The sequence below is a fragment of the Kolteria novifilia genome, assembly GCA_007748055.1.
In the GTDB taxonomy this organism is placed as follows: domain Bacteria; phylum Planctomycetota; class Planctomycetia; order Kolteriales; family Kolteriaceae; genus Kolteria; species Kolteria novifilia.
The window spans coordinates 1-24,390 of the sequence record CP036279.1; the positions used below are offsets into that span (position 1 = coordinate 1).

At 62.3% G+C, this 24,390-nt stretch carries 16 protein-coding genes; 8 read left to right on the top strand and 8 right to left on the bottom strand.

Annotated elements, in window-relative coordinates; translation table 11 throughout:
* The 6 genes from Pan216_RS00005 to Pan216_RS00030 all read left to right on the top strand — a co-directional run bounded on the left by Pan216_RS00005 (nt 1) and on the right by Pan216_RS00030 (nt 8,003).
* Complete coding sequence (locus Pan216_RS00005) at nt 1–1,014, top strand: DnaA ATPase domain-containing protein (RefSeq protein ID WP_145263498.1); 1,014 nt, start codon at nt 1–3, stop codon at nt 1,012–1,014.
* A gap of 278 nt (nt 1,015–1,292) precedes the next feature.
* Complete coding sequence (gene dnaN, locus Pan216_RS00010) at nt 1,293–2,399, top strand: DNA polymerase III subunit beta (protein WP_145253167.1); 1,107 nt, start codon at nt 1,293–1,295, stop codon at nt 2,397–2,399.
* A gap of 2 nt (nt 2,400–2,401) precedes the next feature.
* On the top strand, nt 2,402–2,701 hold the full coding sequence (locus Pan216_RS00015) for a DciA family protein (protein ID WP_145253169.1): 300 nt from the start codon (nt 2,402–2,404) through the stop codon (nt 2,699–2,701).
* A 205-nt stretch (nt 2,702–2,906) separates the two neighbouring features.
* Nucleotides 2,907–5,441 carry a DNA gyrase subunit B gene (locus tag Pan216_RS00020; RefSeq protein ID WP_145253171.1) on the top strand — a complete coding sequence of 845 codons (2,535 nt, stop codon included), beginning with the start codon at nt 2,907–2,909 and terminating at the stop codon, nt 5,439–5,441.
* 527 nt (nt 5,442–5,968) lie between these two features.
* Nucleotides 5,969–7,069: a DUF1559 domain-containing protein gene (locus Pan216_RS00025; RefSeq protein WP_145263500.1), complete on the top strand. Its 1,101-nt coding sequence runs from the start codon at nt 5,969–5,971 to the stop codon at nt 7,067–7,069.
* A 244-nt stretch (nt 7,070–7,313) separates the two neighbouring features.
* Nucleotides 7,314–8,003, top strand: coding sequence for a DNA alkylation repair protein (locus Pan216_RS00030; protein ID WP_145253173.1), 690 nt, complete (start codon nt 7,314–7,316; stop codon nt 8,001–8,003).
* A gap of 17 nt (nt 8,004–8,020) precedes the next feature.
* Here Pan216_RS00030 and Pan216_RS00035 read toward each other — a convergent pair whose 3' ends face one another.
* The 6 genes from Pan216_RS00035 to clpB form a co-directional block, all read right to left on the bottom strand.
* Nucleotides 8,021–9,112, bottom strand: a complete 1,092-nt coding sequence (locus Pan216_RS00035; protein ID WP_145253175.1) for a potassium channel family protein — start codon at nt 9,110–9,112, stop codon at nt 8,021–8,023.
* Nucleotides 9,113–9,316: 204 nt separating this feature from the next.
* A complete protein-coding gene (locus tag Pan216_RS00040) occupies nt 9,317–12,517 on the bottom strand; it encodes an efflux RND transporter permease subunit (protein ID WP_145253177.1) in 3,201 nt (1,066 codons plus the stop codon).
* Nucleotides 12,518–12,860: 343 nt separating this feature from the next.
* Nucleotides 12,861–14,108 (bottom strand): efflux RND transporter periplasmic adaptor subunit, encoded by a 1,248-nt coding sequence (locus Pan216_RS00045; RefSeq protein WP_145253179.1) that lies wholly within the window; start codon nt 14,106–14,108, stop codon nt 12,861–12,863.
* 512 nt (nt 14,109–14,620) lie between these two features.
* A complete protein-coding gene (locus Pan216_RS00050) occupies nt 14,621–15,175 on the bottom strand; it encodes a hypothetical protein (protein ID WP_145253181.1) in 555 nt (184 codons plus the stop codon).
* 102 nt (nt 15,176–15,277) lie between these two features.
* Nucleotides 15,278–16,486 carry a lactonase family protein gene (locus tag Pan216_RS00055; RefSeq protein ID WP_145253183.1) on the bottom strand — a complete coding sequence of 403 codons (1,209 nt, stop codon included), beginning with the start codon at nt 16,484–16,486 and terminating at the stop codon, nt 15,278–15,280.
* A 138-nt stretch (nt 16,487–16,624) separates the two neighbouring features.
* The gene (gene clpB / locus Pan216_RS00060; RefSeq protein ID WP_145253185.1) at nt 16,625–19,231 is read right to left on the bottom strand and encodes an ATP-dependent chaperone ClpB; all 2,607 of its coding nucleotides are present in this window, start codon (nt 19,229–19,231) and stop codon (nt 16,625–16,627) included.
* Nucleotides 19,232–19,668: 437 nt separating this feature from the next.
* Here clpB and Pan216_RS00065 point away from each other — a divergent pair, with 437 nt between their 5' ends.
* Together Pan216_RS00065 and Pan216_RS00070 are read left to right on the top strand one after the other, a co-directional pair.
* Complete coding sequence (locus tag Pan216_RS00065; protein ID WP_145253187.1) at nt 19,669–20,448, top strand: metallophosphoesterase family protein; 780 nt, start codon at nt 19,669–19,671, stop codon at nt 20,446–20,448.
* A 651-nt stretch (nt 20,449–21,099) separates the two neighbouring features.
* Nucleotides 21,100–21,483 carry a YccF domain-containing protein gene (locus Pan216_RS00070; protein ID WP_145263502.1) on the top strand — a complete coding sequence of 128 codons (384 nt, stop codon included), beginning with the start codon at nt 21,100–21,102 and terminating at the stop codon, nt 21,481–21,483.
* Here the strand turns inward: Pan216_RS00070 and ilvD are convergent.
* Nucleotides 21,477–23,180: a dihydroxy-acid dehydratase gene (ilvD, locus tag Pan216_RS00075; RefSeq protein ID WP_145253189.1), complete on the bottom strand. Its 1,704-nt coding sequence runs from the start codon at nt 23,178–23,180 to the stop codon at nt 21,477–21,479. The genes Pan216_RS00070 and ilvD overlap by 7 nt on opposite strands.
* Before the next feature lie 261 nt (nt 23,181–23,441).
* The gene (locus Pan216_RS00080; RefSeq protein WP_145253191.1) at nt 23,442–24,164 is read right to left on the bottom strand and encodes a flagellar motor protein MotB; all 723 of its coding nucleotides are present in this window, start codon (nt 24,162–24,164) and stop codon (nt 23,442–23,444) included.
* Nucleotides 24,165–24,390: the final 226 nt, after the last annotated feature.

A 24,390-nucleotide genomic window follows, 5' to 3' on the forward strand; every position in this document is an offset into this window, starting at 1 on the left:
ATGGTGGAAGCGAACCCGAATGAATACGCGTTGGAGTCGCTGGTTCGGGGTGAAGAAAACGTCTTGGCGATCTCGGCACTCAACAAAGTGATCCACGATCCTGGCGAGCGTTACAATCCCCTCTTTATCTTTGGACCTCCCAGTGTCGGCAAAACGCACATGCTCTACGCGTTGCGCAACCGCTTCGAGGAGGACCATCCCGATTGGAACATTCTCTCGATCCCCGCCGGCGAGTTCCTCGAGGAATGCGAGCAGGCGTGGCAGGAGAAGACGACCCCCGAGTTTCGCCAGCAACTTTGGAAGCTCGACGTCCTCTTGATCGATGATGTTCACACGCTCATCAATCGCCCGGCCGCGCTCGAGGAACTCTACCACGCGTTCAACCGCCTCGTCGCCGACAGCCGCCAGCTCGTGCTGACCAGCCGCTTGGCCCCCGCGGAGATGACCGACCTGCCGACCGCGATGCGGACCCGGTTCCAAAGCGGGCTGGTGGTCAACATCGAGACGCCCCGCGAACGGCTCATGCAGGACATTCTCGAGCAGCAGTGTCAGTGGCTCGAGGTCAATCTCGCGAAGACCGCGTCGCGCTTCCTGTGCCGCGAGGTCCGCAGCATCCGCGAGCTGCACGGCGTCATCCACCACTTCGCCGAGCATCGCAACGGCAACGGCCGGCCCATCGGTTTGCCGGAGGTCAAGGACACGCTCGAAAAGCATGCCGCGCAGCAATTGACCATCGCCGACGTCGCCCGCGAGGCGTGTCAGTACTTCCACGTCGACTTGAACAAGGTCCGCTCGGCGAGCCGGCTTCAGTCACTCGTCCAGGCCCGTCAGATGGCGATGTACCTCGCCCGCGAGATGACGACGGCGCCGCTGACGGAGATCGGGAGCTTCTTTGGCGGCCGCGACCACACGACGGTGCTGTACGCCTGCCGAAAGATCGGTGAGGAAGTCCGTCAGAACAGCTCTTTTTACGCAAGATCGGCTCGGGAAATCCGGTCGATGCTGCGAGGTTAAGATTTGGGGAATACGCGTCAACGACCGTGTTGGTACATCGTCACTGGGCGTGCCCAAACCGGACCCAAACGAGGAGTCATCAAAACCTACGATCATCATCACCAAGCTTCGAACGGGGTATCACCAGAGTCGTTAACACGATCCTCACATGAAGAATCAGTGATGACATCGTCGCAACACCCTTGAACGACGTGACTTGTAGCAGCGTGTGCTTGGTTGTCGACAATGACCCGGGCGGTAAAAAATAAGAATACTGAATGAAAAACCGGATGTGATTGATGAAACTCACCGCCAATCGGGAAGGCTTGTTGACCGCATTCCAAGTCGTCAGCAGTGTTGTCCCCGCGAGAAGCACCAAGCCAATCCTGACGCAGATCAAGCTCGAAGCGTCTCAGGAGCAATCGGTGCTGCTCGCCACCGATCTGGAGATGGGCGTCCGCTACCAAGTCAGCGGGCTACAGATCCAGGAGCCGGGGCAGGCCGTCCTGCGGACCTCCGAGGTCGGGATGATCTTGCGTGAGCTGCCTGACGAGATGCTCGAGATCGAAGCGACCGACAGCGGTATCACCATCGCCGGCGCCGCGAGCCGATTTGAGCTCCCCGCCTCCGATCCTCTCCAGTTTCCCGAGATCCCCGATTTTGGTGATCGGAAGGGACATCGTATCAAGGCGGGGGTTTTGGCGACGATGGTGAAGCGCACTCACTTCTCGGTCGCGCCGGAGAACTCGCGCTACGCCCTTCACTCGCTGCTGATCGACTTCGTCGACGACAAAATGCAGATGGTCTCGACCGACGGGAAGCGCTTGGCGTTGATGCCCGGGCAAGTGACGCTCGAGGGGGAACGCCCCGAGCAACTTTCGTTGGTGCCGCCGCGAACGCTCACGCTGGTGCAAAAAACAGTCCTCGATCCCGAAGAAGAGATTGAAATTGCACTCAGCGACAACGATATCCTGTTACGATCGAGCAAGGTGACGGTCTATAGCCGTCTGGTCGAGGGCCGTTTCCCGCGCTACCAGGACGTCATCCCCAGCGAAACCGGCGTGCAAGTTCCGCTCACCGTCGGGACCTTCCAAGCGGCGGTGCGACAGGCGAAGATCGTGACGACCGGCGAGTCCAAGGGGGTCGACTTTCGCTTCTCCGAGGGGATGCTCACGCTCGAAAGTCGTGCCTCGGACGTCGGGCAATCGGAGGTCCGTCTGCCGATCGGCTACGACGGGGAGGAGTTGATCGTCACGTTCGACCCGCAACTGTTGCTCGACGCGCTGCGGGTGCTCGACGACGAGGAAGAGATCATCCTCGGGATGACCGACGCGAAGAAGGCGTCGGTGCTCAAAACCCGTGACGGCTACAGCTACGTCGTCATGCCGCTGACGCGGGAGCGCTAGCGATGACGACCCATCGTCCGAAGAAGATCGGCGATCTTCTGGGCAGAATCCTCGCTCGGCACGGTCTGAGCGAGATGACCGCGCAGATGGAACTCGAGTCGGCTTGGCGGCGCGTCGCCGGCGATTCGCTCAAGAAGCGGACGCGGGTCGGGTCGCTGCGACGAGGAGTGCTCGAGATTCTGGTGGACAACGCGGCCCTTCTCCATGAGCTCGAGAGCTTCCGCAAGGAAGAGCTGCTCGAGCAACTTCGCGACAACGTCACGCACCATCGAGTGCAATCATTGCGTTTCAGGCGCTCCTGAGACTCGTCGACCCCGGTAACCATCCCGGCGCCGCGCCGTCAGGAGATCGTGGCGGGTGGTCCGCGAGCGATTTCGCGATCACCCACTCATCCTCGAGGAAAGAAGTGTCGTCGACCAACGACGAGGGTTGGGGCGAAAGCCGACCCGAAGCGGCCACGATCGGCGACACCACTCTCGCGAGATAGAGGAAAAGGAAGAACCAGCGATGAGCGAGAACGAATCGGAACAGCCGACCGGCGACGAGACGCCCTCCCCGGCCGATTACGGCGGCGAGAGTATTCGCGTCCTCGAAGGGGTCGACGGTATCCGCAAGCGTCCGGCGATGTACATCGGCTCGACCAGCAGCGCCGGCTTGCACCACCTCATCTACGAGGTCGTCGATAACTCGATCGATGAGGCGATGGCCGGGCACTGCACGACGATCGGGGTGCACCTCAACCTCGACGGCAGCGTCACCATCTCCGACGACGGCCGCGGCATTCCCGTCGACATGCACGCCGACAAGCAAGTCTCCGCGCTGCAGGTCGTGCTCACCGAAATCCACGCCGGCGGCAAGTTCGACAAGAAGTCCTACAAGGTCAGCGGCGGGTTGCACGGCGTCGGTATCACCGCCGTCAACGCCCTCTCCGAGTGGCTTCGCGCCGAAGTCCGTCGCGGTGGGAAAAAGTACGTCTTCGAATGCGCCCGGGGTGTTCCGGTCGCTCCCGTCCGCGAGGTCGGTGAAGCGAAGGGTTCGGGCACGAAGATCACCTTCCAACCCGACGGCGATGTCTTCCCCGACACGAAGTTCCGGATCGCGACCCTCGAGGCGCGCCTTCGCGATCTCGGCTTCCTCAATCCCGGCGTACGCATCACGCTCGGGGACGACGAAAGCGGTACCAACGAAGTCTACTACAGCGAGAACGGGCTCCTCGAGTTCGTTCAGCACCTCAACCGCAACGAAACCGTGATCCACGAGGATGTCATCGCCCTCTCGGGGAGCCGAGAGGTTCAAGCGGTCGAGGGAGACGAGGAAGCGACCGGCGTGATCGAGGCGGACATCGCCTTCCAATACAACACGTCTTACAACGAGAACGTTCTGAGTTACTGTAACAACATCAACACCATCGACGGTGGAGCCCACCTTTCCGGCTTCCGCAATGCCTTGACGCGGACGCTCAACACCTACGGCAAGCAGAACAACCTCTTCAAAGCCGACAAGACCCCCTCGGGCGAGGACTTCCGCGAGGGACTCACCGCGGTCATCAGCGTTCGCGTCCCCAACCCGCAATTCGGCGGTCAAACCAAGACCCGTCTCGGTAACCCCGAGGTCGAAAGTGTCGTCCAGGCCATCTGCAACGAGCAGCTTTCGACCTACCTCGAGGAGAATCCGAAGATCGCCAAGAAGGTGATCGAGAAGGGAATTCTCGCCGCCGAAGCTCGCGAAGCCAGTCGCAAGGCCCGCGAGATGGCTCGTCAGCGCAAGGGCGCGCTCTTGGGAAGCGACCTTCCCGGCAAACTCTTCGATTGCATCGAGAAGGACGCCACCAAGTGCGAAGTCTTCCTCGTCGAAGGTGACTCCGCCGGCGGCACCGCGGTCAGCGGTCGCGACCGAAACTTCCAAGCGATTCTCCCGCTCAAGGGAAAGATCCTCAACGTCGAGAAGGCGCGGATCGACCGCGTCCTCGGTAACGAGGAAGTCCTCAACATCATCAAGGCGATCGGCGTGGGGGTCGGGCTCGACGTCGACCTCGAGAAGCGAAACTACGAGAAGGTCGTCATCATGACGGACGCGGATGTCGACGGCTCGCACATCCGGACGCTGCTGCTCACTTTCCTCTACCGGCAGATCCCCGAACTGGTCAAAGCCGGCCACGTCTACATCGCCCAGCCGCCCCTCTACAAGGTGACCTACAAGAAGAAGAGTCGCTTCGTGCAGACGGAAGAGGAGATGCGCCGCGAGTTGATCGACAACGGTCTGGTCGGCGCCGGCTTGGAACGCCCCGACGGCTCCGCCGTCGGCGAGGGCAGCATGAAGGAACTGGTCGAAGTCCTCAGCGAGTTCGAAGCCGCCCTTCAGACGCTCGAACGACGAGATATCGACCTGACGGAGTTCTTCGAACGACGCGACTCGACCAAGGGCGAGTTCCCAATGTTCGAGGTCCGTCGTGGTGGCGAGGAGCACTGGTTCTACACCACCGAGGAGCTCGAATCCTTCATCAACGAGCACCGACCCCCCGAAGTGGAGGAGTCGGAAGAAGCGGTCGAAGGGGACGCGAGCCAGCCCGCCGAGCCCGAGGAGGAGGACGAAGGAACCGCGTTCCAGATCCTCGAACTCCACGAGGTTCGGACGATCAACAGGCACATCCGCCGGATCGAGGAACTTGGCATCACCACCGAGGACTTCTTCCCCGTCCAGCTCCGGCCGGGAGAGGAGCCGCAACCGCGCTACTTCCTCAGCAACGGCGGCGATCAGCCCGAGCCGCTGGAGACGATTCGCGAGTTGGTCGTCGTCATCACCGAGCACGGCCGCAAGGGTCGCGAGATCCATCGCTTCAAGGGTCTGGGTGAGATGAACGACGAGGAGCTTTGGAACACCACCATGGATCCGAGTCAGCGTCGGCTCATTCGCGTTCGGGTCGAGGACGCGGCGACCGCCGACGAGATGTTTCGGGTTCTGATGGGCGATCAAGTCGAACCGCGGCGCGAGTTCATCGAGCGTCACGCTCTTGAAGTGCGCAATCTCGACTACCACGCCTGAGCCGAGTGTCGATTCAAACGGGGGTCGGCCTGCGATCCCGCCCCCCGGCTGTTCGCTGATGGCACGAGCCATGTCCGGAGGAAGTCGCCTCGATGCTCGTGGTCGAGAAAGTTCGCCGTGCCGGAAGAAAGCGCCTATATCTCCATCGTTGAATGGTCGGATGGAGAGAATCCGCCGGAGGGGTCACGACGTGAACATTTGGCGAAGAAACGGCGTCGTTTGAGTATCCCGGCGTGGTCGAGGGGAGCCGGCGACGAGAGCCGCGCCAAATTTCTCGTTCGAATCTCGGAAGGTTGTCGATCCGAACTCGAACGGACAGGGTTAGATAGAGTGCCCGCTGCCGTCGAACGGAGTCATTGCGGCTCGATCGAATGAAATCGGTGTTCAAGGCCACGGAATGGTTGGCGTTGGGCACGTTCAGTTGGTAGCATGCCCCGGAGGCACATTCTTTCCCCGAATCCGGCGAACCTGGCAGGGTGCTTCCTTTCTCTTGCATTCCTGCCAAACACCCTACTCTGGAGTCTGAGATGATTCGGCATCGCTGGGAGCGCCACGCCTTTACCCTCGTGGAATTGCTCGTGGTCATCGCGATCATTGGGGCCCTAGTGGCCCTCCTCATGCCCGCCGTCCAGCGCGCTCGCGAAAGCGCGCGTCGGACCCACTGCGCCAATAACCTGAAGAATCTCGGCCAAGCGGTGGCGGCTTACGTCGACAGCAACCGGCTCTTTCCGCCGCTGTCGGTCGACATCATGGGCGAGGGGAAGAGCCCCAAGCCGATCAGTTGGACCTATCGCTTGCTCCCGCTGCTCGACGAGCAAGCGGCGTACGACAAGTTTCAAAAAGCCATCGATCGGGGAACGGTTCTCGGCGGCTGGCAGAATGGGCATCCAGAGGCGCGGAGCTACCTCAATCGGGATTTCTCGATCTTCCGCTGCCCGAGTGATCTGCGCCTCCCCGCGAATCGTTGCGAGGGTTGGACCGGACAGCTCAACTACAAGGCGTGCGTCGGCGATCTGGTCAAGGACAACGATCGCGTCGCCGACACGCGGGGAATCTTTTCGCCCAACGGAAGAACCTCGCTCGCCGATGTCTCCGACGGACTCTCGCGAACCCTCCTCTTCGCGGAGAAAGTCGCGGGCAACAACGAGAACCGGGAAGATACCGTCGCCAACGTGGTCCTCAAGGTTACCGAAGCGGCTCCGCAAGACTGCATGATGGCGTGGCCCGGCATCGGCTCATGGGGCAAGAACGACCCGAGGCGCTTTCCCGGCGTCCGCTGGAGTGATGGCCGGCCCTACTATTCCGGATTTAACACCGTTGTCCCTCCCAATAGTCTCTCATGCGTGAGCAACGACAGCGAGGGATGGGGCCACTTCACGGTCAGTAGTCGCCACAAGGGTGGGGTCAACGTCGTCTATGCCGACGGTTCGGTCTCGTTCATCACCGACGCGGTCGACCACGGAAACCTCTCCGCCGAGGGAACGCTCGAGCAGCTCCACAACGAGTCACCCTTCGGCGTCTGGGGAAGTCTCGGGACCAAGGCCGGAGGCGAGACGGCCAACAATACGTCGCCGCTCCTCCACGATCCCGCCGGTCCTCCGACCGCCGCGGTCACGGAGCAGCCCTAGCAGCCCTGATTGATTCATTCATTGACTACAGAGTTCTTGGGGTGCCATGCCCACGCTCGCGGTGGGCATGCAGAAGACGCCTATGATTGGGCAATCCTCCGCACGATCCAAGGGCCGAGATTTGACGCAACGAGCTAGGCTTTGGGGTGCCACTGGCCGCTTGTCAGCCAGTGCGAAAGGGTTAGGGTTGCACCAACACCAACTTAACGTTGGAACAGTCCATTAGGCGCCCGTTGAGGAGGCGATGACACCAACCGACCTCCTTCGCGAACTCGAGTCGCTCGGCACCGAGCAAAATCGCAAGATCTACGCCCGCCACGGCGTCAACGCCCACCAGTTCGGGGTCAGTTACGCCGAACTCTACAAACTCCAGAAACGCATCAAGACCGACCAAGTCCTCGCCGAGGCACTTTGGTCGTCCGGCAATCACGACGCCCGCATCCTCGCCACCCTGATCGCCGATCCCGCCGCAATGACCGCCCGCAAGCTCGACGCCTGGGTCAATGATCTCGACGACGATGTCCTGGGCGGGATGTTCGCCAAGCTCGTCGGGAATACGTCCACCGCCCGACAACGCGCCGACCAATGGATCAAGTCGCGGACGGAGTGGATCGCCGCGTGTGGCTGGAACGTGCTCGCCCATCTGGCGATGAATGATCCCGGCTTGGAGGATGAAGAGCTTGCGGCCCGGATCGACGCGATCGAGGCCCACATTCACGAACGTCCGAATCGTGTCCGGCACGCGATGAACGGGGCGTTGATCGCGATTGGCGTTCGCAATTCCATTCTGGAGAAGCGGGCACTCGCCGCCGCCAAGCGCATCGGTAAGGTCGAGGTCGACCACGGCGCGACCAACTGCAAGACGCCCGATGCCGCCGCTTACATTCGCAAGACGGTCGAGCACCAACGAAAGAAGAGCGCGTCGCGGCGATAGTTGCCAGACCGTCGCCGCTAGGTCGCGAATTGGCGGCTGAAGCTGTCGATGTTCTCGCGCTTGCCGAGGATGACGATGGTGTCGCCGGAGTAGAGGGCGATGTGACTGTCGGGATTGACGAGGAGTTCGCCGTCGGTCCGTTTGATGGCGACGACGATGACGCCGGTCTTGCGGCGGATCTCGGCTTGGGCCAACGTTTGGCCGTGAATGATACCCCCTTCGGGGATGGTCAGTTCGGTGAGTTCGAGATCGACGCTCTGGCGGCCGGTGACCAGTTCCAGGATGTCGACGGTCGTCGGCCGAAAGAGAAGGTTGGTGATGTGCTGAGCGCCGATCACCTGGGGGGCGACGACGCGGTCGGCTCCCGCCTGCAAGAGTTTCTTCTCGGTCGCCGGTTGCTCCGCCCGAGAGGTGATAAAGAGGTTCGGGTTCATGTCCCGACCGGTCAGTGTGACGAAGACGTTGTCCGCGTCGCTGGGCAGGACACAGACCAAACTCCGGGCCCGTTTGATGCCGGCGCGGCGAAGCGTCTCCTCCTCGGTCGCGTCGCCGGTGACGCAGAGGTAATTGTTGACCGAGGCGGCGCTCGCCCGGAGCGGGTCGAACTCAACCAGCACGAAGAGCTTGTTTCGCTTGGCCAAGTGCTCGCAGATCAGTTCGCCCATGCGTCCGTAACCACAGATGATGTGGTGGTCGCGGAGGCCCTCGATCCTGCGGTTCTTGCTGGCGCCCGCGACGAACTGTTCGATGTGCCCTTCCGCCATCATCTGCACCAATCCACCGAAGGTGTACGCACCCGCCGTGATGCCCACCAGAATGACGTAGCAGTTGACCGCCCGAGCCCACGGCGAAATAGGTCCGATCTCCCCATAGCCCACGGTTGAGATCGTGATGATCAGCATATAGAAGGCTTCGACGAAGCTCAATCCGGCGAGCATCACGTACGCGGCGACGCCGGTCACCGAGGTGAAGACCAACGCGAAGATGCCTCGCCGTAGCCGACGATACGGATCTTGAGGGACCCAATGAGCCCATGATCCGGTCATCATCAACGACGGATGGACCGACGAGTACTCCCGACTATCGAGTCCGGGAGGTCGTTCTGGCATCTATTTCCCTCACGCGTTGGCATGTCTCCGGAGCACGGCGGCGCGCTCGCTGACTCCCCACCCCTCTTATAGTAGTTGCGGTGGATCAAGGCCGGTCCAGGTTCATCGTTCCCTTGGCACCCGGCGAGATGGATCGCGGGGCTCCAGGGGACGCTGGTCAGCCGCTGGGAGTCGGTGGTGTCGTGACAGATCGGGCGAAGGTGGCTACGCGAGAGCGTCGCTCTCCTCGGACGTCTCCTTGCCGCCGGGGACACCGATGACTTGAAGTAGGCACGGCACCACCAGCAGCGTCAACAAGAGAGCACTGGTCAGCCCGAAGCTCATCGTCGCCGCGAACGGGGACCAGATCTTGCTGAAGCCGCCGATTCCGATCGCCATCGGCAAGAGTCCGAGGATCGTCGTCACGGAGGTCATGACGATTGGCCGCAATCGGACGCGAACCCCCTCGATGATCGACCGCGACTGGCTCAACCCCTCCTCCCGGCGGAATCGATTGACCGTCGCGACGTAGACGATGGTGTCGTTGACGACGATCCCCGCCAAGCCGATCACCGCGGTGAAGCTGGTCATCGTGAAGGGAATGTTCATCGCCAAAAGCCCGAGCACGACGCCGACGAACGCGAAGGGAACCGCCGCCAGGATCACGATCGGTTGGGCGTAGCTGCCGAACTGGGACGCGAGGATGATGTAGATCAGGATGACCGCGAGGATGAAGGCTCGGCTCATCGAGTCGAACGACTTGCGCGTCTCCTCGAACTCGCCTCCCAACTGGGTGTTCTCGCAAGCCGCCGCGATGCCGCTCTCCTGGAGCCACTCGTCGAGCCGCGCGTTGACCTCGCTGGAGGTGGTGACGGCGGAGTCGACTTCGGCGGTGACCGTGACATTGCGCCGTCCTCCGTAGTGCGGTCGTCCCTTGAAGCTCGAATGAGCCTCCTGGGTCGCGACTTGACTGACGGGAAGGAGATGTCCCGAACGGGGATGTCGCACCGGCGCCGCGGTCAGTCCCTGAAGATCGCGCCGGTCCTTCTTGTCGAGTAGAAGCCGCATGTCGTACGCTTCGCCATAGCGAGGATCCTTGAAGGTTCCCACCTTGATGCCGAAGTTGGCCGACTGAAAGACAAGCCCGACCTGCGACTCGTCGAATCCTTCCAAGTCGCGGGCTTCCGAACGGAGCAACAGATCGACACTGAGCGGACCGCGATCGAGATCGGTCTGAATCGAGTGGACGCCGGGCTGCGTCCTGAGAAACTCGGCGACCCGATCGGCCAGCCGTTCGCCCAGTTCGTAGTCGGCGATCTGCATCCGAAGCATGACCGGCTTACCCGTCGGCGGCCCGTCGTTGGGCGAGTCGACGATCATGCTGCGAAGGGGCGGCGCGCCCGGTTTCGCGAAGGCCTCCTCGAGATTCCGACGCGTCTTCTCCAGCCGTCGGTCGGGGTGCTTCTCGTCCTCGTGCATGAAGACCAGCACCTGCGCCTGGTCGGGCGACATGTCGAGAAGGTTGTCGGGGCTGTAGGACTGCCCGACGTTGGCGAAGAAGTACTGAACCTCATCGTCGTCGACCTGGGGTTGCAGATGCTTCTCGATATAGACCGCCGCCTCGAGGCTCCGTTCGAGCGTGGAGCCTTCCGGAAGCCGCACCGTCACCGCGTAGATCTGAAAGTCCGACGGAAAGAGCTCGACGGGAATGTACTTGGTAAGCATGCCCGAGGCGACGACGAGCAGCACGCCCGCGACGATCATCCGCCAAGGGTATTCGATCAGCCGTTCCGTCAGGCTTGCGAACGCGTCCGCGGTTCGCTTGAAGATCTGGTCGCCCCGAGCCGGTTCCTTCTCGCTCGTGGATTCGGCCTTTTTTGTCCCGCCGAAACGGTCGCGAAAGCGTTTGCCGAGCCGTTCGTGCAGATGATGGAGATCGAGGTAGTGCACCGGGAGGATGAAAAAGCACTCGACCAGGGAAGCGATCAGCACCACCACGACCGTCTTGGGGATGATGCTGAAGTACTTGCCCATGATCCCCTCGGTCATGAGCATCGGCAAGAACGCGGCGATCGTCGTAAGCGAAGCGCTGACCACCGGCATCAGGACTTCGGAACTGCCGCGGATGACTGCTTCCTCGATCTCGAGCCCCGACTCAACCTTCTGGTAGATCGACTCGAGCACGACGATCGCGTCATCGACCACCATGCCCGAAACGAGCACGAGACTGAAGAGGCTGATCGCGTTGAGGGTCAGTCCCAGTACCGGAAAGAGGATGAACGCCGAGAGGACCGAGAACGGAATCCCCAGTAGCGCGAGAAACGCGTTGCGGGCTCCGACGGTGATCCACAACAGCGCACCGACTAGCACGAGACCGCCGGCGAGGTTCCGCTTGAGGATGTTGATTCGGCTGCGGATGATCTGGGACGCATCGTTGATGACGTCGATGTTGACGTTCTCGGGAAGCGATTGCGCCTCCTTGAACTCCTCGACCGCCCTCTTGACGCTTTGGACGATCGACACCGAGTCGGCGTTGAGTTCCTTCACGATCGCGAGCGTCAGGCAGGGTCGCTGATTGAAACGCTCGCGAGTGATCTCCTCCTCGAAGCCGGCGCTGACCGTCGCGACATCGCCGAGGCGAACCGGTCCCAAATCGCGGCGTTCGAAGAGGGCGAGATCCTCGAGTTTTTTCGGATCCTCGAGCCCGCCCTTAGTCATCAGGATGAACTGGGTCGAACTGAGATTGAGCTGTCCGGCGGAGAAGTCCTGGTTGAGTCGCCGAAGGCGATCGGCCAGTTCGTCGAGGGTGTAGCCGAGTTGCCAGAGGTCCTCGAGGCGGACTTTGATGTGGATCTCCGGATCGCGGAAGGAGGCGAGGACCTTCTGAACGCCGGGGACGTCGCGCAGTTCCGCTTCGAGTCGCCGGGTCACCTGCCGGACCTGGAACTCCAAGTCGTCCGTGAAGGGTTCGCCCGCGTCACCGGCGCTGATCACCACTTGGCAGAGCGGAAAGACGTCCCATGCGCTGAGGGCTTGCACGACGGTCTCTTCCATCTCGGACGGCAAGTCGTGGACGCGATTGACCGCCGCCCGCAGATCCTGAACGCGGTTCTGAAACTGCTGCGTCGAGAGATTCTCCTCGAACTTGACGTTGAGCGTCGACCGATCGCGAGCGCTGACCGATCGGACCTTCACGATGTCCTGGACCGAAAGGATCTCGTCCTCGAGCTTCTGGGTGACGAGAAGTTCGACTTCCTTCGCGGTGGCTCCGGGCCACACCGCGCGGATCGAGGCCTCGTTGAACGGAACATCGGGATAGACGTCGACCGGCAGCCGCAGGTAGACCATCCAGCCCGCGAGCAGCAGGAGGTAGAAGAGCAGGTTGAAGAAGATTCGGTGCTTCAACACGAAGCGCATCAATGGCATGGCGTTACCGATTCTCCTTCCCAGTGGTCGGTCCAACGCTCGATGTCGAGACGTTGGATTTCCCTCTCCCTGTGGGAGAGTGAGCCTCTTGTTCCCCTTCTCCCTGTGGGAGAGTGAGCCTCTTGTTCCCCTCTCCCTGTGGGAGAGTGAACCTCTTGTTCCCCTCTCCCTGTGGGAGAGGGGTTAGGGGTGAGGGGCTTCGTCTTCGAAAAAATCGCTTGTCCTCCCGAGCCGGAAACTCCCTCACCCGGCTCACTGCGTTCGCCGACCTCTCCCCAAGGAGAGGTAATAAGAGGATGACATCTCGTGCTCGGCATGGTGGGAAGCTCCATCTCCACCGCGATCATGGGGAATCCTCTTGGATCGGCGTCGACACTTGGCTGTCGTCGAGCACCGACTCGGCGGGAGCATCGAGATCCGCCAGCGACGAGGAACGCTTGGTCGGCGTCGCGTAGGGAGGAAGCCAGACGTCCGTCACGCGTCCCTCGACGATGCGGGTGCCGTCACGCAACGCGGCAACCCGGCTGGGAACAAGGATCTCCTGGCCCGGCCGAAGTCCCGTATAGACCTCGACCCAACCTTCTCCCGGATCGCCGCCCCCTTGGGTGATCGGCACACTGCGAGCCAGGAAGGGCTCGGTGGAGTCGTCCGGCCGCTCGCCTGGGACGAGGGCGCGCCACTGACCGTACTCTTCGAAGATCGAATTCCGGGGAACACGCAGTCGCTCGATGGGAGCCCCTGACTCGAACCGCACCACCACCGGCTCGCCCGAAAGAAGCTCGCCGGTCGGATTGGGGACTTCGAACTCGAGTTCGAACTGACCCGTCTGCCCGCTTTGCACGGCGGCGGCATAAAGCAGCGTCGCGGAATGCTCGCGCTGCCAACCATCGACCACCACCCCCTTCGTGCCCGGTTCCACCCCTCGGCGGATATCCCAGGGGACGAGCACTTTCACCAACAGCGAGTCGACTTGCGAGAACTCGCCGAGCACGTCCCCCTCGCGAACGAACTCGCCCACTTCGGTCGAGAGAGCGCTGACGATCCCCGGCGCCGGAGCGGCCCAGCGGCAATGCTCCAAGTCGTAGCGGTCCTTGCGAACGTCGGCTTGGGCCGCGGCGACGACCGCGAGCGAGGCGTCGAGGTCCGCCTGTTCCTGGTCGAGTTCCTCGCGGGAAGCGGATTTCGTCTTGTAGAGCCGCTTGATCCGTTCGAGGATCTCGCCGGCGAGGGTCGTTCGGGCCTGGGCTTGGCGGAGCATCGCTTCGCCATGTTCGAGGTTGGCCACGAACGGCTCGGGATCGAGCGCGAGCACCAGGGCTCCGCGCTCGAGAAGGTCGCCATTCTCCACCGGCCGCTGTGCGAGCCGACCGCTCACTTCGAGGGCGATCTGCCATTTGCGTCGCGGTTGCAAGCGGGCATGGCGCTCGACGCGGCGGGCGAAACTTTCGCTTTGTAGCGTGACGATCCGAACGACGGGCGGGGTGATTTTCGCCTTGGGGGGATCCGGGCGTTTGGTTTCCCAGAGCGTCGAGATGCCGCGCAATGCGAAGACGCCAAGGAACAAGAGCCCGACAATCTTGATGATGCGCATGAAACTTCCTTGTCGCGAGATTGTCGCGTGTGGTGGTCGGAGTCGGGAATCAATCCCCTTCTCCGCTTCTTGTTCTAGGAGTTTCGAAGCGTGAGCGGAAGCCAAGCACGCGTCGAGGAACGCTCCTGGCTGGTCCCGATTCCTCTGCGACCTAGGGCGCTGGGCGGCGACGTCGGAAGTCCCTCGTCGACGTTGAGCCTCGGGCGAACGAGCGATGCGCCCTTCTCTAGGTTGCCGCGTCAAACCGCCGGCAACGCAGCGAAGTCTTTGGGTCTATGCCGAAGGCATTGACTAGCGAAGCCCAGGGTCGAGTGATCCACAACCCAAAACCTGGAAGGGTTTTCTAATCGGAATCCCTTGAGGGGTTCGCACTCATCACCAGTTCAGCACCTCGCGTTTGGACAACCCCAAGGAGGTGGATTTCTCCTCGGTTTGGTCCCCAGGGTGCGCGAAGCGCGACCCTGGGCTCTGCTCGAGAACGGCGTTGCCGTTCGGAGAGGTAGCATCTTCTGCTACCCCGAACCGCTTCTTTCTCCCTCATCTTGGGACAATTCGGGACTCTTCGTCGTGATCGCCAGCGGGTAGTTGCTTTGGAGCCCCAACGGTAGATGGGGCCTCCCGCGGTGTACTATCATCGATGTCTTGAGCTGATCCGCCGCAGCGCGAAGCTGCTTGATATCCGTGGCGGTGACCAACGCACCGCCGTGTTGAACATTGATCACGAAGCCCTGCTGACCAGTGGGAATCCAAGGCCTCACTTCCAATCGTAGGCAGCAGCCTGGGTTCTTCGGAGTTCTCCAGAGCATGTTGGGGCCAATGTCCTTGCCCCAGATCGCTACGCCAAGGTCGTTGGCAATGGCTTCGATGTTCTTGTCCGCCTTTGAATCGATCGAGATGCGGTAGCGACAATCGCCGTAGTGCCCGGAGTCAATCGCGTTGTCGTCGGCCAAAAAACCCGTGGAGATCAAACCAAGAGCAAAGGCAGCGAACAGCGAAAGCATCGGAAAACCGGTGTGACGTTTCCTCGCTCGTCTCCCAGTGACGCCGAGATCGCTCATCGTACTCACCCTCTGTCACTTCTCAAAAACGCACCAACGCCGCCGAGACTCCTCTCCAAGGAAGGGTCCGGGCGGCGTTTGGTTCACGCATTTGTGCGGTCTTCTGACCAATCACTTCGCCTTGGGCAGGAACTTCACACAAACCGGCGAGGGAATCTTCACCTCGATGCCCGTCGACGTCAGTCGACCGGTTTCGGGGTCGATCTCGAACACCACGACGTTGTCGGTGTTCTGATTCGCGACGAGCAGGAACTTGCCCGTTGGGTCGATGCCGAAGTTGCGCGGTGTTTCGCCCTGCGTCGAGACATGCTCGAGCGCCGTCAGCTTGCCGTTCTGCTCGTTGATGGCGAAGACCGCGATGCTGTCATGCCCACGATTGGAACCGTAGAGGAACTTGCCCGACGGATGAACTTGCACCTCGGCGGTGGTGTTCTTCGGCACGACTCCCAGCGGCAGCGTCCCGATGTTCTGGTAAGGCGTGAGCATCCCGGTCGCCGGATCGTAGACGAACGCGGTGATCGTCGAGTTCAGCTCGTTGATCACGTAGGCGAACTTGCCGCTGGGATGAAACGTGAAATGCCGCGGTCCGCCGCCGGCGGGAACCCTCACGCTGTTGGTGGGGATCAGTTTGCCGGTCGAGGGGTCGATCTTGTAGCCGATGACCTGATCGAGACCGAGGTCGGCGGCGAAAGCGAACTTGCCATCGGGATCGGCGTTGATCGAGTGGGCGTGCGGTCCCTTCTGCCGCGTCGGGTGAATGCTCGAGCCCTCGTGCTGGATCGCCGAGGCGGCCTTCTTCAGTTTGCCATCGGGGCCGACGGGCAGGCTGGCGATACTGCCGCTGCCATAGTTGGCGACGAGGACGTTCTTACCCGTCGCATCGACCGCGAGGTGACACGGCCCGTTGCCCTCGGAGGCCTGCCGGTTGAGGAAGGTCAACTTGCCGGTCTTGGGGTCGATCGCGTAGGCCGAGACGCCGCCGTTGTTCTTCCCCTTGCCGCCGGGCATCGTGTTGACGGCGTAGAGGAAGCGCTTGTTCGGATGGATCGCCAGGAAGCCGGGGTTCTGATCGTCGCTCGCGGTGCTGACCGGTTCGAGCAAGCCGGTCTTCATGTCGAGTTCGTAGACGTAGATCCCCTTGCTGCCGTTTTTGCCGCGGGTGAACGTGCCGACGTAGACCAGCATCTTTTCCGGGCGTTCGGTGCTGACCGAGACGTTGTCCTCCGCCACCGCGACACCCGTCGTGCTCCCTCCCGCGATTCCCGCGAGCAGCACCACCGCCGCCAAGCCCAATACCTTCCATCCCCATCGACGAATCATTCGGTTCTCCTGCTGTCTAGGTAAGGTTGCTTGCTTTCTACGTCTCTACATCCCCCCTTGTCCAAGGGGGGAATTAGGGGGGTCTTCGCTCCTTCAGTCTCCTCACTCCCGTTCACCCGCTCACTCTTCCCCAGTATCTCACGATGCCGAGCTTTTTTCCTCCTTCGGTACGATCACAAACCCATCGTCGACGTGATTGACGAGCAGACTCGATCCGGGCGCGTGCTTGCCCTCGAGGATCTCGGTCGCGAGCGGGTTCTGGATCTTCTGCTGAATGACCCGCTTCAAGGGCCGAGCACCATAGACCGGATCGAAGCCCTCGTCGGCGATCGCGTCGAGAGCGGCCTCGGTCACGTCGATCGTGATCTGGTTCTCCGCCAAGAGTTGGGTCAACCGCTCGAGCTGGATGCGGACGATCTGGCGAAGCTGCCGACGATCGAGGTTGTGGAAGATGATCACCTCGTCGATGCGGTTGAGGAACTCCGGCAGGAAATGCTCCCGAAGCGTCTCCGTCACGCGCCGTCGCATCAGCTCCTCGTCGGCCCCGCCCAGTTCGCTGATGAACTGGCTGCCGATGTTGCTGGTCATGATGATGACGGTGTTCTTGAAATCGACGGTCCGGCCCTGCCCATCGGTCAAGCGGCCGTCGTCGAGCACTTGCAGCAGGACGTTGAAGACGTCGCGGTGGGCTTTCTCCACCTCGTCGAGAAGGACGACCGAGTAGGGCCGGCGCCGAACCGCTTCCGTAAGCCGTCCCCCTTCCTCGAAACCGACGTATCCGGGAGGGGCCCCGATCATCCGCGCGACCGAATGCTTCTCCATGTACTCGCTCATGTCGAGTCGGACGATCGCTTGCTCGTCGTCGAAGAGAAATTCCGCGAGGGCTTTGCAGGTCTCGGTCTTGCCGACGCCGGTCGGACCGAGGAAGAGGAACGAGCCAATCGGACGATTCGGATCCTGCAAGCCCGCACGAGCGCGCCGGACCGCGTGCGAGAGAGCGGTGAGTGCCTCCTCTTGACCGATGACGCGCTGGCCGAGTCGCTGCTCCATCTGGAGAAGTTTCTCTTTCTCCCCTTCGAGCATCTTCGAGACCGGCACGCCGGTCCACGAACTGACGATCTCGGCGATGTCCTCGGCGGTCACTTCCTGCTTGAGCAGCGAGCCGTCGCCTTGGATCTCCTTGAGCTTCGCCTCCGACTCCTTGAGTTGCTGCTCCAGGGCGGGGATGCGGCTGTAGCGGATCTCGGCCGCCTTCTCGAGATTCCCCTCGCGCTGCACGCGCTCAAGCTCGACCTTCGCCTCTTCGAGCTGTTCGGTCTCTTCTTTCAGCGCGGTGATGTGCTGTTTCTCGTTCTGCCAACGCGTCTCCAGTCCGGTCCGTTGCTCGGCCAGTTCGGCGAGTCGCTTCTCCACCTGGTCGAGCTGTTGCCGGCTCCCCTCGTCGGGCTCCTTCTTGAGGGCCTCGCGTTCGATCTCCAGTTGCAGCATCTTGCGACGTAGCTCGTCAAGCTCCGTCGGCATGCTGTCGATCTCCATCCGCAATCGGCTCGCGGCTTCATCAATGAGGTCAATCGCCTTGTCGGGGAGTTGGCGATCGGTGATGTAACGCTGCGAAAGCTTCGCGGCGGCGATGAGCGCGGGGTCGCTGATGCGAACGCCGTGGTGAACGTCGTAGCGCTCCTTGAGTCCGCGAAGGATCGCGATGGTGTCCTCGAGACTCGGTTCGCCGACGAAGACCGGTTGGAAGCGCCGTTCGAGGGCGGGGTCCTTCTCGATGTGCTTGCGGTATTCGTCGAGGGTCGTGGCGCCGACGCAGTGCAGTTCGCCCCGGGCAAGTGCCGGCTTGAGCAGGTTCGACGCGTCGACCGCCCCCTCGGCCGAACCGGCGCCGACGACGGTATGCATCTCGTCGATGAAGAGGACGACCTTCCCTTCGGCCTCGTCGATCTCGCGCAGGACCGCCTTGAGCCGGTCCTCGAACTCGCCGCGATACTTGGTGCCTGCGATCAACGCCCCGAGATCGAGGGCGATGACGCTCTTGTCCTTGAGGCCCTCGGGGACATCGCCGTTGACGATCCGCTGGGCGAGTCCCTCGACGATCGCGGTCTTTCCGACACCCGCCTCGCCGATGAGGACTGGGTTGTTCTTCGTCCGGCGACTAAGGACTTGGATGACGCGCCGGATCTCGCCATCGCGACCGATGACCGGATCGAGCTTGCCCCGGCGGGCGAGTTGAACGAGGTCGCGGCCGTAGCGTTCGAGGGCCTGATACTTCTCTTCGGGGTTCTGGTCGCTAACGCGTCCGGTGCCGCGAACCGATTGCAGCGCCTGCAGGATCTCCTTCTCGCCGACGCCGTGGACGCGAAAGATCTCGTTGGTCTTCTCGGTCGCGGAGAGAGCGAGCAGGAGGTGCTCGGTGCTGGTGTAGTCGTCGCGCATTTGCTCGGCGCGACGTTGAGCGTCCTCAAGGGACTTCTTCAGTGTCGGGGAGAGGTATTCGCCCCCGCCGACGCCGCTGACTTTGGGAAGTCGATCCATTTCGGAATGGACGATGCTGTCCATCTGCTCGACATTGACGCCAAGTTTGTTGAGCAGCGGCCGAACAATCCCCTCGCCCTCGTCGAGAAGGGCCGCGAGGAGGTGGACCGGCTCGACCGTTTGTTGGTCGCGGTCCGAGGCCAAGGACTGAGCTTGCTGAACGGCCTGTTGGGCCTTCACGGTGAACTTGTCGAAGCGAATCGCCATCGTCACTCTCGCGCTTGAGTTGTGGGTCGTTGTCGCAAGGATGAGGATCCCGCTGGAATTCTACGCACCCGATCAAGGGGCGTCCGCCGGGGAAGAGTGACCGAGCGTAGGCAGGCGACTCGATCGACGCAGTCGACCGCATCGTAGCGACAACGGGTCCATAAAAAGAAGAGCTACTCCAGACTATTTCCCTGGGTGGTCCAAATTGCTCGCCAGTCTGGGCGTGCGACGGACGCAGTGGTCCTTGGAAGACTCCTATTCTCTTGAAGTGGGTGAAGGAACAGGCCCGCCAACGTTTCGATGAGCCAGTGTCTTGAATTCCGACACGCATCGTCCGGTTGCTTGGTGGGGATGCCTGAAGACCACATCCATAGAGAAGCCTCTTGTGGCAGCGCCACCCAGGTTGACGAGCAACCTGGGCCACCCGGAACCGCCCCATGACGACCTGGAAAGGCTGTGGAATGCCGACGATCGTGCACCTGACCGACTTGCATCTGGACGAGTGGCTCAACAACCTCGAGATTGCCCTGGGGTTCGAGGAACTTCGGGAGATCACGGCCGATGTGGTGCTCATCGGCGGCGACAACGGGATGCCCGACGACGTCGCCCGCACGGTGGGCGAGGTCCGCGAACGCTGGCCGAGCTGTTCGGTCGGCTGGGTGATGGGTAACCACGAGCTTTGGCACCAGCGTTACGACATTCTCTGGAAACAGCCGTCGCCGGAGGGAGCGGTCTACCTCGAAGAGAGGAACCTCGAGACCCCCTCCTGCACCGTCGTCGGCAGCTACGGTCACTACGACTACAGCGGCGGCGATCCCGAGATCCCCGTGGAGGACTACGAAGCCTACCGTCACGGCGGTTTGGGCTGGAATGACTGGCTCATCGACCGGCGCGGGAAGACGAACCCCGAGATCGCGGCGGAGGTCGCCCATCGCTTCGAGCGTCGCTACGACGCCGCCCTGGCACGGGGACGACCGGTCATCGTCGTGACGCACACACTGCCCTTTGTGGAGCTTTGCGGCTGGCCGCGCAGTTTCTACGGGGCGTACGGGACCAATAGTCTGCTGGGGAAGATCATCCTCGCTCGCGACCCCAAGCCCGCGGCGCTCTTCTGCGGCCACACCCACAAACCGCTCCGCACCGAGGTCTTCGGTTTTCCCATGATTAACACCGGCAGCGATTACGAAGAGGTCCGTGTCACGGTGTGGGAGCTGTAGACGAGACAACCCCTTGCGGGGTTGGTGTTTCCGATGGTTCGCTACCCAGGGTGCGCGAAGCGCGACCCTGGGCTTCATCAGAGAACGGCGTTGCCGTTCGGAAGGGAAACCCGTCGCGGTGCGGTTCGGTAAACGTGTTGCAAATTCCCGTAGGTCACGCCATTGAGTGACACGAGACGCGGTGGACGATCTCCCCCTAAAGGGGAATACCACGGCCGCGTTGAACGTTCCCGTAGGTCACGCCATTGAGTGACACGAGACGCGGTGGACGATGTGTCACCATCACGGAATACCACGGCCGCGTTGAACGTTCCCGTAGGTCACGCCATTGAGTGACATGAGACGCGGTGGACGATCTCCCCCTAAAGGGGAATGCCACGGCCGCGTTGGGTGGCATTGCCAGAACAACGGGTTTCCTGTCCCTATGCCGAAGGCATTGACTAATGAAGCCCAGGGTCGCGCTTCGCGCACCCTGGGATAGGAAGGACCACCATCTCAAAACCCTGGAAGGGTTTTCTAGACCGGAAGTTCTTCCGTTGCGTCGCTCTTGACCCAAGAACCCCGAATTCGCAACGAATTAACGACGGCTAGAATTGAAGACTAGCGTGGCCAATGTGCGTGGAGAGAACCATGTCACTGGGAAGGGATGAATTGAGCTGCCTTGGAAATATCCTCTGGCTCATCTTCGGCGGGCTGTTCGCCGGGCTCGGGTACATTTTGGGGGGACTGATCCTCTGCCTGACGATTATCGGGATTCCGTTCGGCATTCAGTCGATCAAGCTCGGGGTCGCGATCTTCTGCCCTTTCGGCAAGGAAGTGGTGGAGCTGGAAGACGCCAATAGCCCGCTACGGCTCATCTTTAACGCGATCTGGATCATCTTCTTCGGGTGGGAGATCGCGCTTGCCCATCTGGTTTCGGCGGGGCTCTGCGCGATCACGATCATCGGGATTCCGTTCGCGTGGCAGCACCTGAAGCTGATCATCCTCTCGCTGCTGCCCTTCGGCCGGGACTTGCGGGACGTGGAGCGCTACTGAGTCCGAATGACCGATCCGTCGAGGATCGCCTTGGGGACGCAGCCCTCGCTGGCTTGCGTCACCGTGGAGGCGAACTCCGCCAAGTAGCCGCGCGGGTAGCGAAGCGCCGGGGGCTGCCAGGCGCCGCGCCGCGCTGCCAGCTCGTCGTCACTGATGTGGACGGTGATGGTTCCTTCGAGAAGATCGAACGAGATCGGGTCGCCGTCTTGGAGCAGCGCGATCGGCCCTCCCACGGCTGCCTCGGGCGAGCAGTGGACGCCGATCGCTCCGTGCGAGACGCCCGAGACGCGGGTGTCGGAGACGAACGCGACTTTCCCTTCGAGTGTCGGGGTCGCGAGGGCCGCGGTGGCGACCAGGACCTCGGGCATCCCCGTGGCGACGGGGCCCATTTGCCGCAGCACGATGACGCTGCCCGGCTGGATCTTGCCGACGTTGACCGCCTCGACGATCGCCCGCGGGTCCTCGAAGCATACCGCTTTCCCGCGAAAGTGAGTCTCCTTCAGGCTCGAGACCTTGAAGACGATACCGTCGGGGGCGAGGTTTCCGAAGCAGATCTGGATGTCGGCGTGAGGCTTCAGCGGAGCATCCAGCGGCGCGATTAGCTGCTGCTCGGTCGCGAGCGGACGGGCGTCGGCGAGGTTCTCCGCGAGGGTCTTGCCAGTCACCGTCAGGGCATCGCCGTCGAGGAACCCGCCATCGAGCAGGTGCTTCAGCAAGACCGGCGTCCCGCCCAACTCGTGGAGGTCGACCATCGTCCCTTTGCCGCGCGGGGCGAAGTCGCACAAGACCGGGGTCTGGCGCATGATCGCTTGAATCTCGCGCAGGCCAAAGGCGACCCCCGCTTCGCGCGCCAGAGCCAGCAAGTGGAGGATGCCGTTGGTCGAGCCTCCCGCGGCGGCCAGGGCTCGGGCGGCGTTGCGGAAGGCCCGCTCGGTCAGGATGTCGCGTGGCCGGGTCCCTTGCTCAAGGAGGCGGCGGACCGCGCTGCCGGCCCGTTGGCACTCGTCCCGTTTGACGTCGGCGATCGCGGGGATGGAACTGCTCTCGGGGAGCATCAGGCCGAGGGCCTCGAGGACGATGCCCCAGGTGTTGAATGAGGCCGCGATGCCGCAACCGCCCGGTCCGGGGCAGGCGACGCGGAGGATCTGGTCGGCTTCCTCGCGCGAGATCGCTCCCACCCCCGCGGCCGCTTGCGAGTCGTACACATCGAGGATCGTGACCGGTCGGCCGTGATGCGAGCCGGGCATGATCGTGCCGCCGCCGACGATGAGCCCCGGGACGTTGAGTCGGGCGAGGGCCATCGCGAAGCCGGGGCCGTTCTTGTCGCAGTGGTGGAGGCCGACGAGCGCGTCGTAGCGGTGAGCGCTGACGACCGCCTCGGCGCCGCTGGCGATCATGTTTCGAGAGGGGAGACTCGCGTTGCCTCCTTCGTGGCCCTGCGAGATGTTGTCGCTGACGGCGGGGACGCCGAAAGGGAATCCGAGCATGCCGACGTCACGGCAGCCTTCGGCGATCTTCCCGGCCAGTTCGTAGGCGTGCTGGTTACAGAGATTGCCGTCGAGCAAGGGGACGCCGATGCCGACCTGCGGTTGGGCGAGATCCTTGTCCTCGAGGCCGAGTCCGTAGTAGAAGGCCTTCGTGCCCTGCTGCCAGCCAGCGGTCAGTTCGTGGCTGTTCCAATTGAGACGCTGCGACATCGTTCGGTGGTTCCCCATGTGGAAGGCGTCGGGAGCGGACGTCGATGCGGCGCTCGGGAGGGATCGGCTCTTCTCAACTCGCCGACGTCATGCCACTCGTGGTGGTGCTCCGGGGCCGATCAACGCCGCGCCTCGGGTTGACGATCAACTTTCAAGACGAATCATGTCCTGTCAAACATCCAAGTTCGCGTTGACGGCGACAGCATTTGTTCGCACTGGCGAGCATCCAGTAGCACCCAAGATTCCCGGACCAACAGGGCGCTAGTGGTACTCGACGCGCGACGCCTCGAGCGTCAACACTTCGACGCTGTTGTTCTTCGGGGAGTCGCGATCGCCGCCGGCTCTCATTCTTGTAGTGGAAGGGGCGTCGAACGCCAAGCGGACCAGTTCGCGGCGGAGGCCTCCCTCGTCGACGAGGTAGTCGGCCACCGCCTTGGCGCGGCGGTAGGCCAAGTCGATCCCTTGGTCGGCGGATCCCTCGGTGGAGCGATCCTCGGGGGAGACCGAGGCGCGGATCTCGACAAGGTGCTGCAAGCCGCGCAGGCGGTTCATCTTCTTCATGAGCTGCTTCTTATCGTCGTCGGTGAGCGTGGCGGAGTCGGGGTCAAAGTAGATCGACTCGCCAATCGCTTGCGGCCGACCGTCGGAAACGACGACCGTCTTGCGCTTCTCGCCCTCCTTGCCCTCGGAGCCGGCGTCGGCTTGGTTGCGCGTGGTGGGATCCTTGACGTCGGTAGGGTCCTGGATCCGCCCTTCCTTCTTGTCGGTGCGACTGAGTTCTTGGGACTCGTTGAAGCGACTGATCGTTTCCTTGTCGCCGAACTGCTTGATCAAGGACCGGACGATCGCCTCCATCTGTTCGTCCTTTTTGATCTCGCTCATCGCGGCGATCAAGACGAAGAAGCAGAGCAATAGCGACATCATATCGCCGTAGGTGAGAACCCAATCGGGGACGCCGCCACCTTCGTCGTCATCGTCAGCCATGATGTGGTTCCATCGACTTTCCGTTCCTGTTGGCACCTTCGGTCACGGTCGGGACACGCCGTGAGCCGGGTGAGGGAGACGACGACTCGGTGCGTCGGAAGGGATTCTGAGTTCCCTCACTCGGAACCCCCTCACCCCTAACCCCTCTCCCACGGGGAGAGGGGAACAAGAGGCTTTCTCTCCCACGGGGAGAGGGGAACAAGAGGCTTCCTCTCCCACGGGAGAG

Bases quoted from the DNA above. Each gene is read 5' to 3' on its own strand.
- Pan216_RS00055 (WP_145253183.1), bottom strand. From the start codon at position 16,486: ATGATTCGTCGATGGGGATGGAAGGTATTGGGCTTGGCGGCGGTGGTG.
- Pan216_RS00030 (WP_145253173.1), top strand. From the start codon at position 7,314: ATGACACCAACCGACCTCCTTCGCGAACTCGAGTCGCTCGGCACCGAG.
- Pan216_RS00040 (WP_145253177.1), bottom strand. From the start codon at position 12,517: ATGCCATTGATGCGCTTCGTGTTGAAGCACCGAATCTTCTTCAACCTG.
- dnaN (WP_145253167.1), top strand. From the start codon at position 1,293: ATGAAACTCACCGCCAATCGGGAAGGCTTGTTGACCGCATTCCAAGTC.
- clpB (WP_145253185.1), bottom strand. From the start codon at position 19,231: ATGGCGATTCGCTTCGACAAGTTCACCGTGAAGGCCCAACAGGCCGTT.
- Pan216_RS00005 (WP_145263498.1), top strand. From the start codon at position 1: ATGGTGGAAGCGAACCCGAATGAATACGCGTTGGAGTCGCTGGTTCGG.
- Pan216_RS00025 (WP_145263500.1), top strand. From the start codon at position 5,969: ATGATTCGGCATCGCTGGGAGCGCCACGCCTTTACCCTCGTGGAATTG.
- Pan216_RS00045 (WP_145253179.1), bottom strand. From the start codon at position 14,108: ATGCGCATCATCAAGATTGTCGGGCTCTTGTTCCTTGGCGTCTTCGCA.
- Pan216_RS00035 (WP_145253175.1), bottom strand. From the start codon at position 9,112: ATGCCAGAACGACCTCCCGGACTCGATAGTCGGGAGTACTCGTCGGTC.
- Pan216_RS00080 (WP_145253191.1), bottom strand. From the start codon at position 24,164: ATGGCTGACGATGACGACGAAGGTGGCGGCGTCCCCGATTGGGTTCTC.
- ilvD (WP_145253189.1), bottom strand. From the start codon at position 23,180: ATGTCGCAGCGTCTCAATTGGAACAGCCACGAACTGACCGCTGGCTGG.
- Pan216_RS00020 (WP_145253171.1), top strand. From the start codon at position 2,907: ATGAGCGAGAACGAATCGGAACAGCCGACCGGCGACGAGACGCCCTCC.
- Pan216_RS00015 (WP_145253169.1), top strand. From the start codon at position 2,402: ATGACGACCCATCGTCCGAAGAAGATCGGCGATCTTCTGGGCAGAATC.
- Pan216_RS00065 (WP_145253187.1), top strand. From the start codon at position 19,669: ATGACGACCTGGAAAGGCTGTGGAATGCCGACGATCGTGCACCTGACC.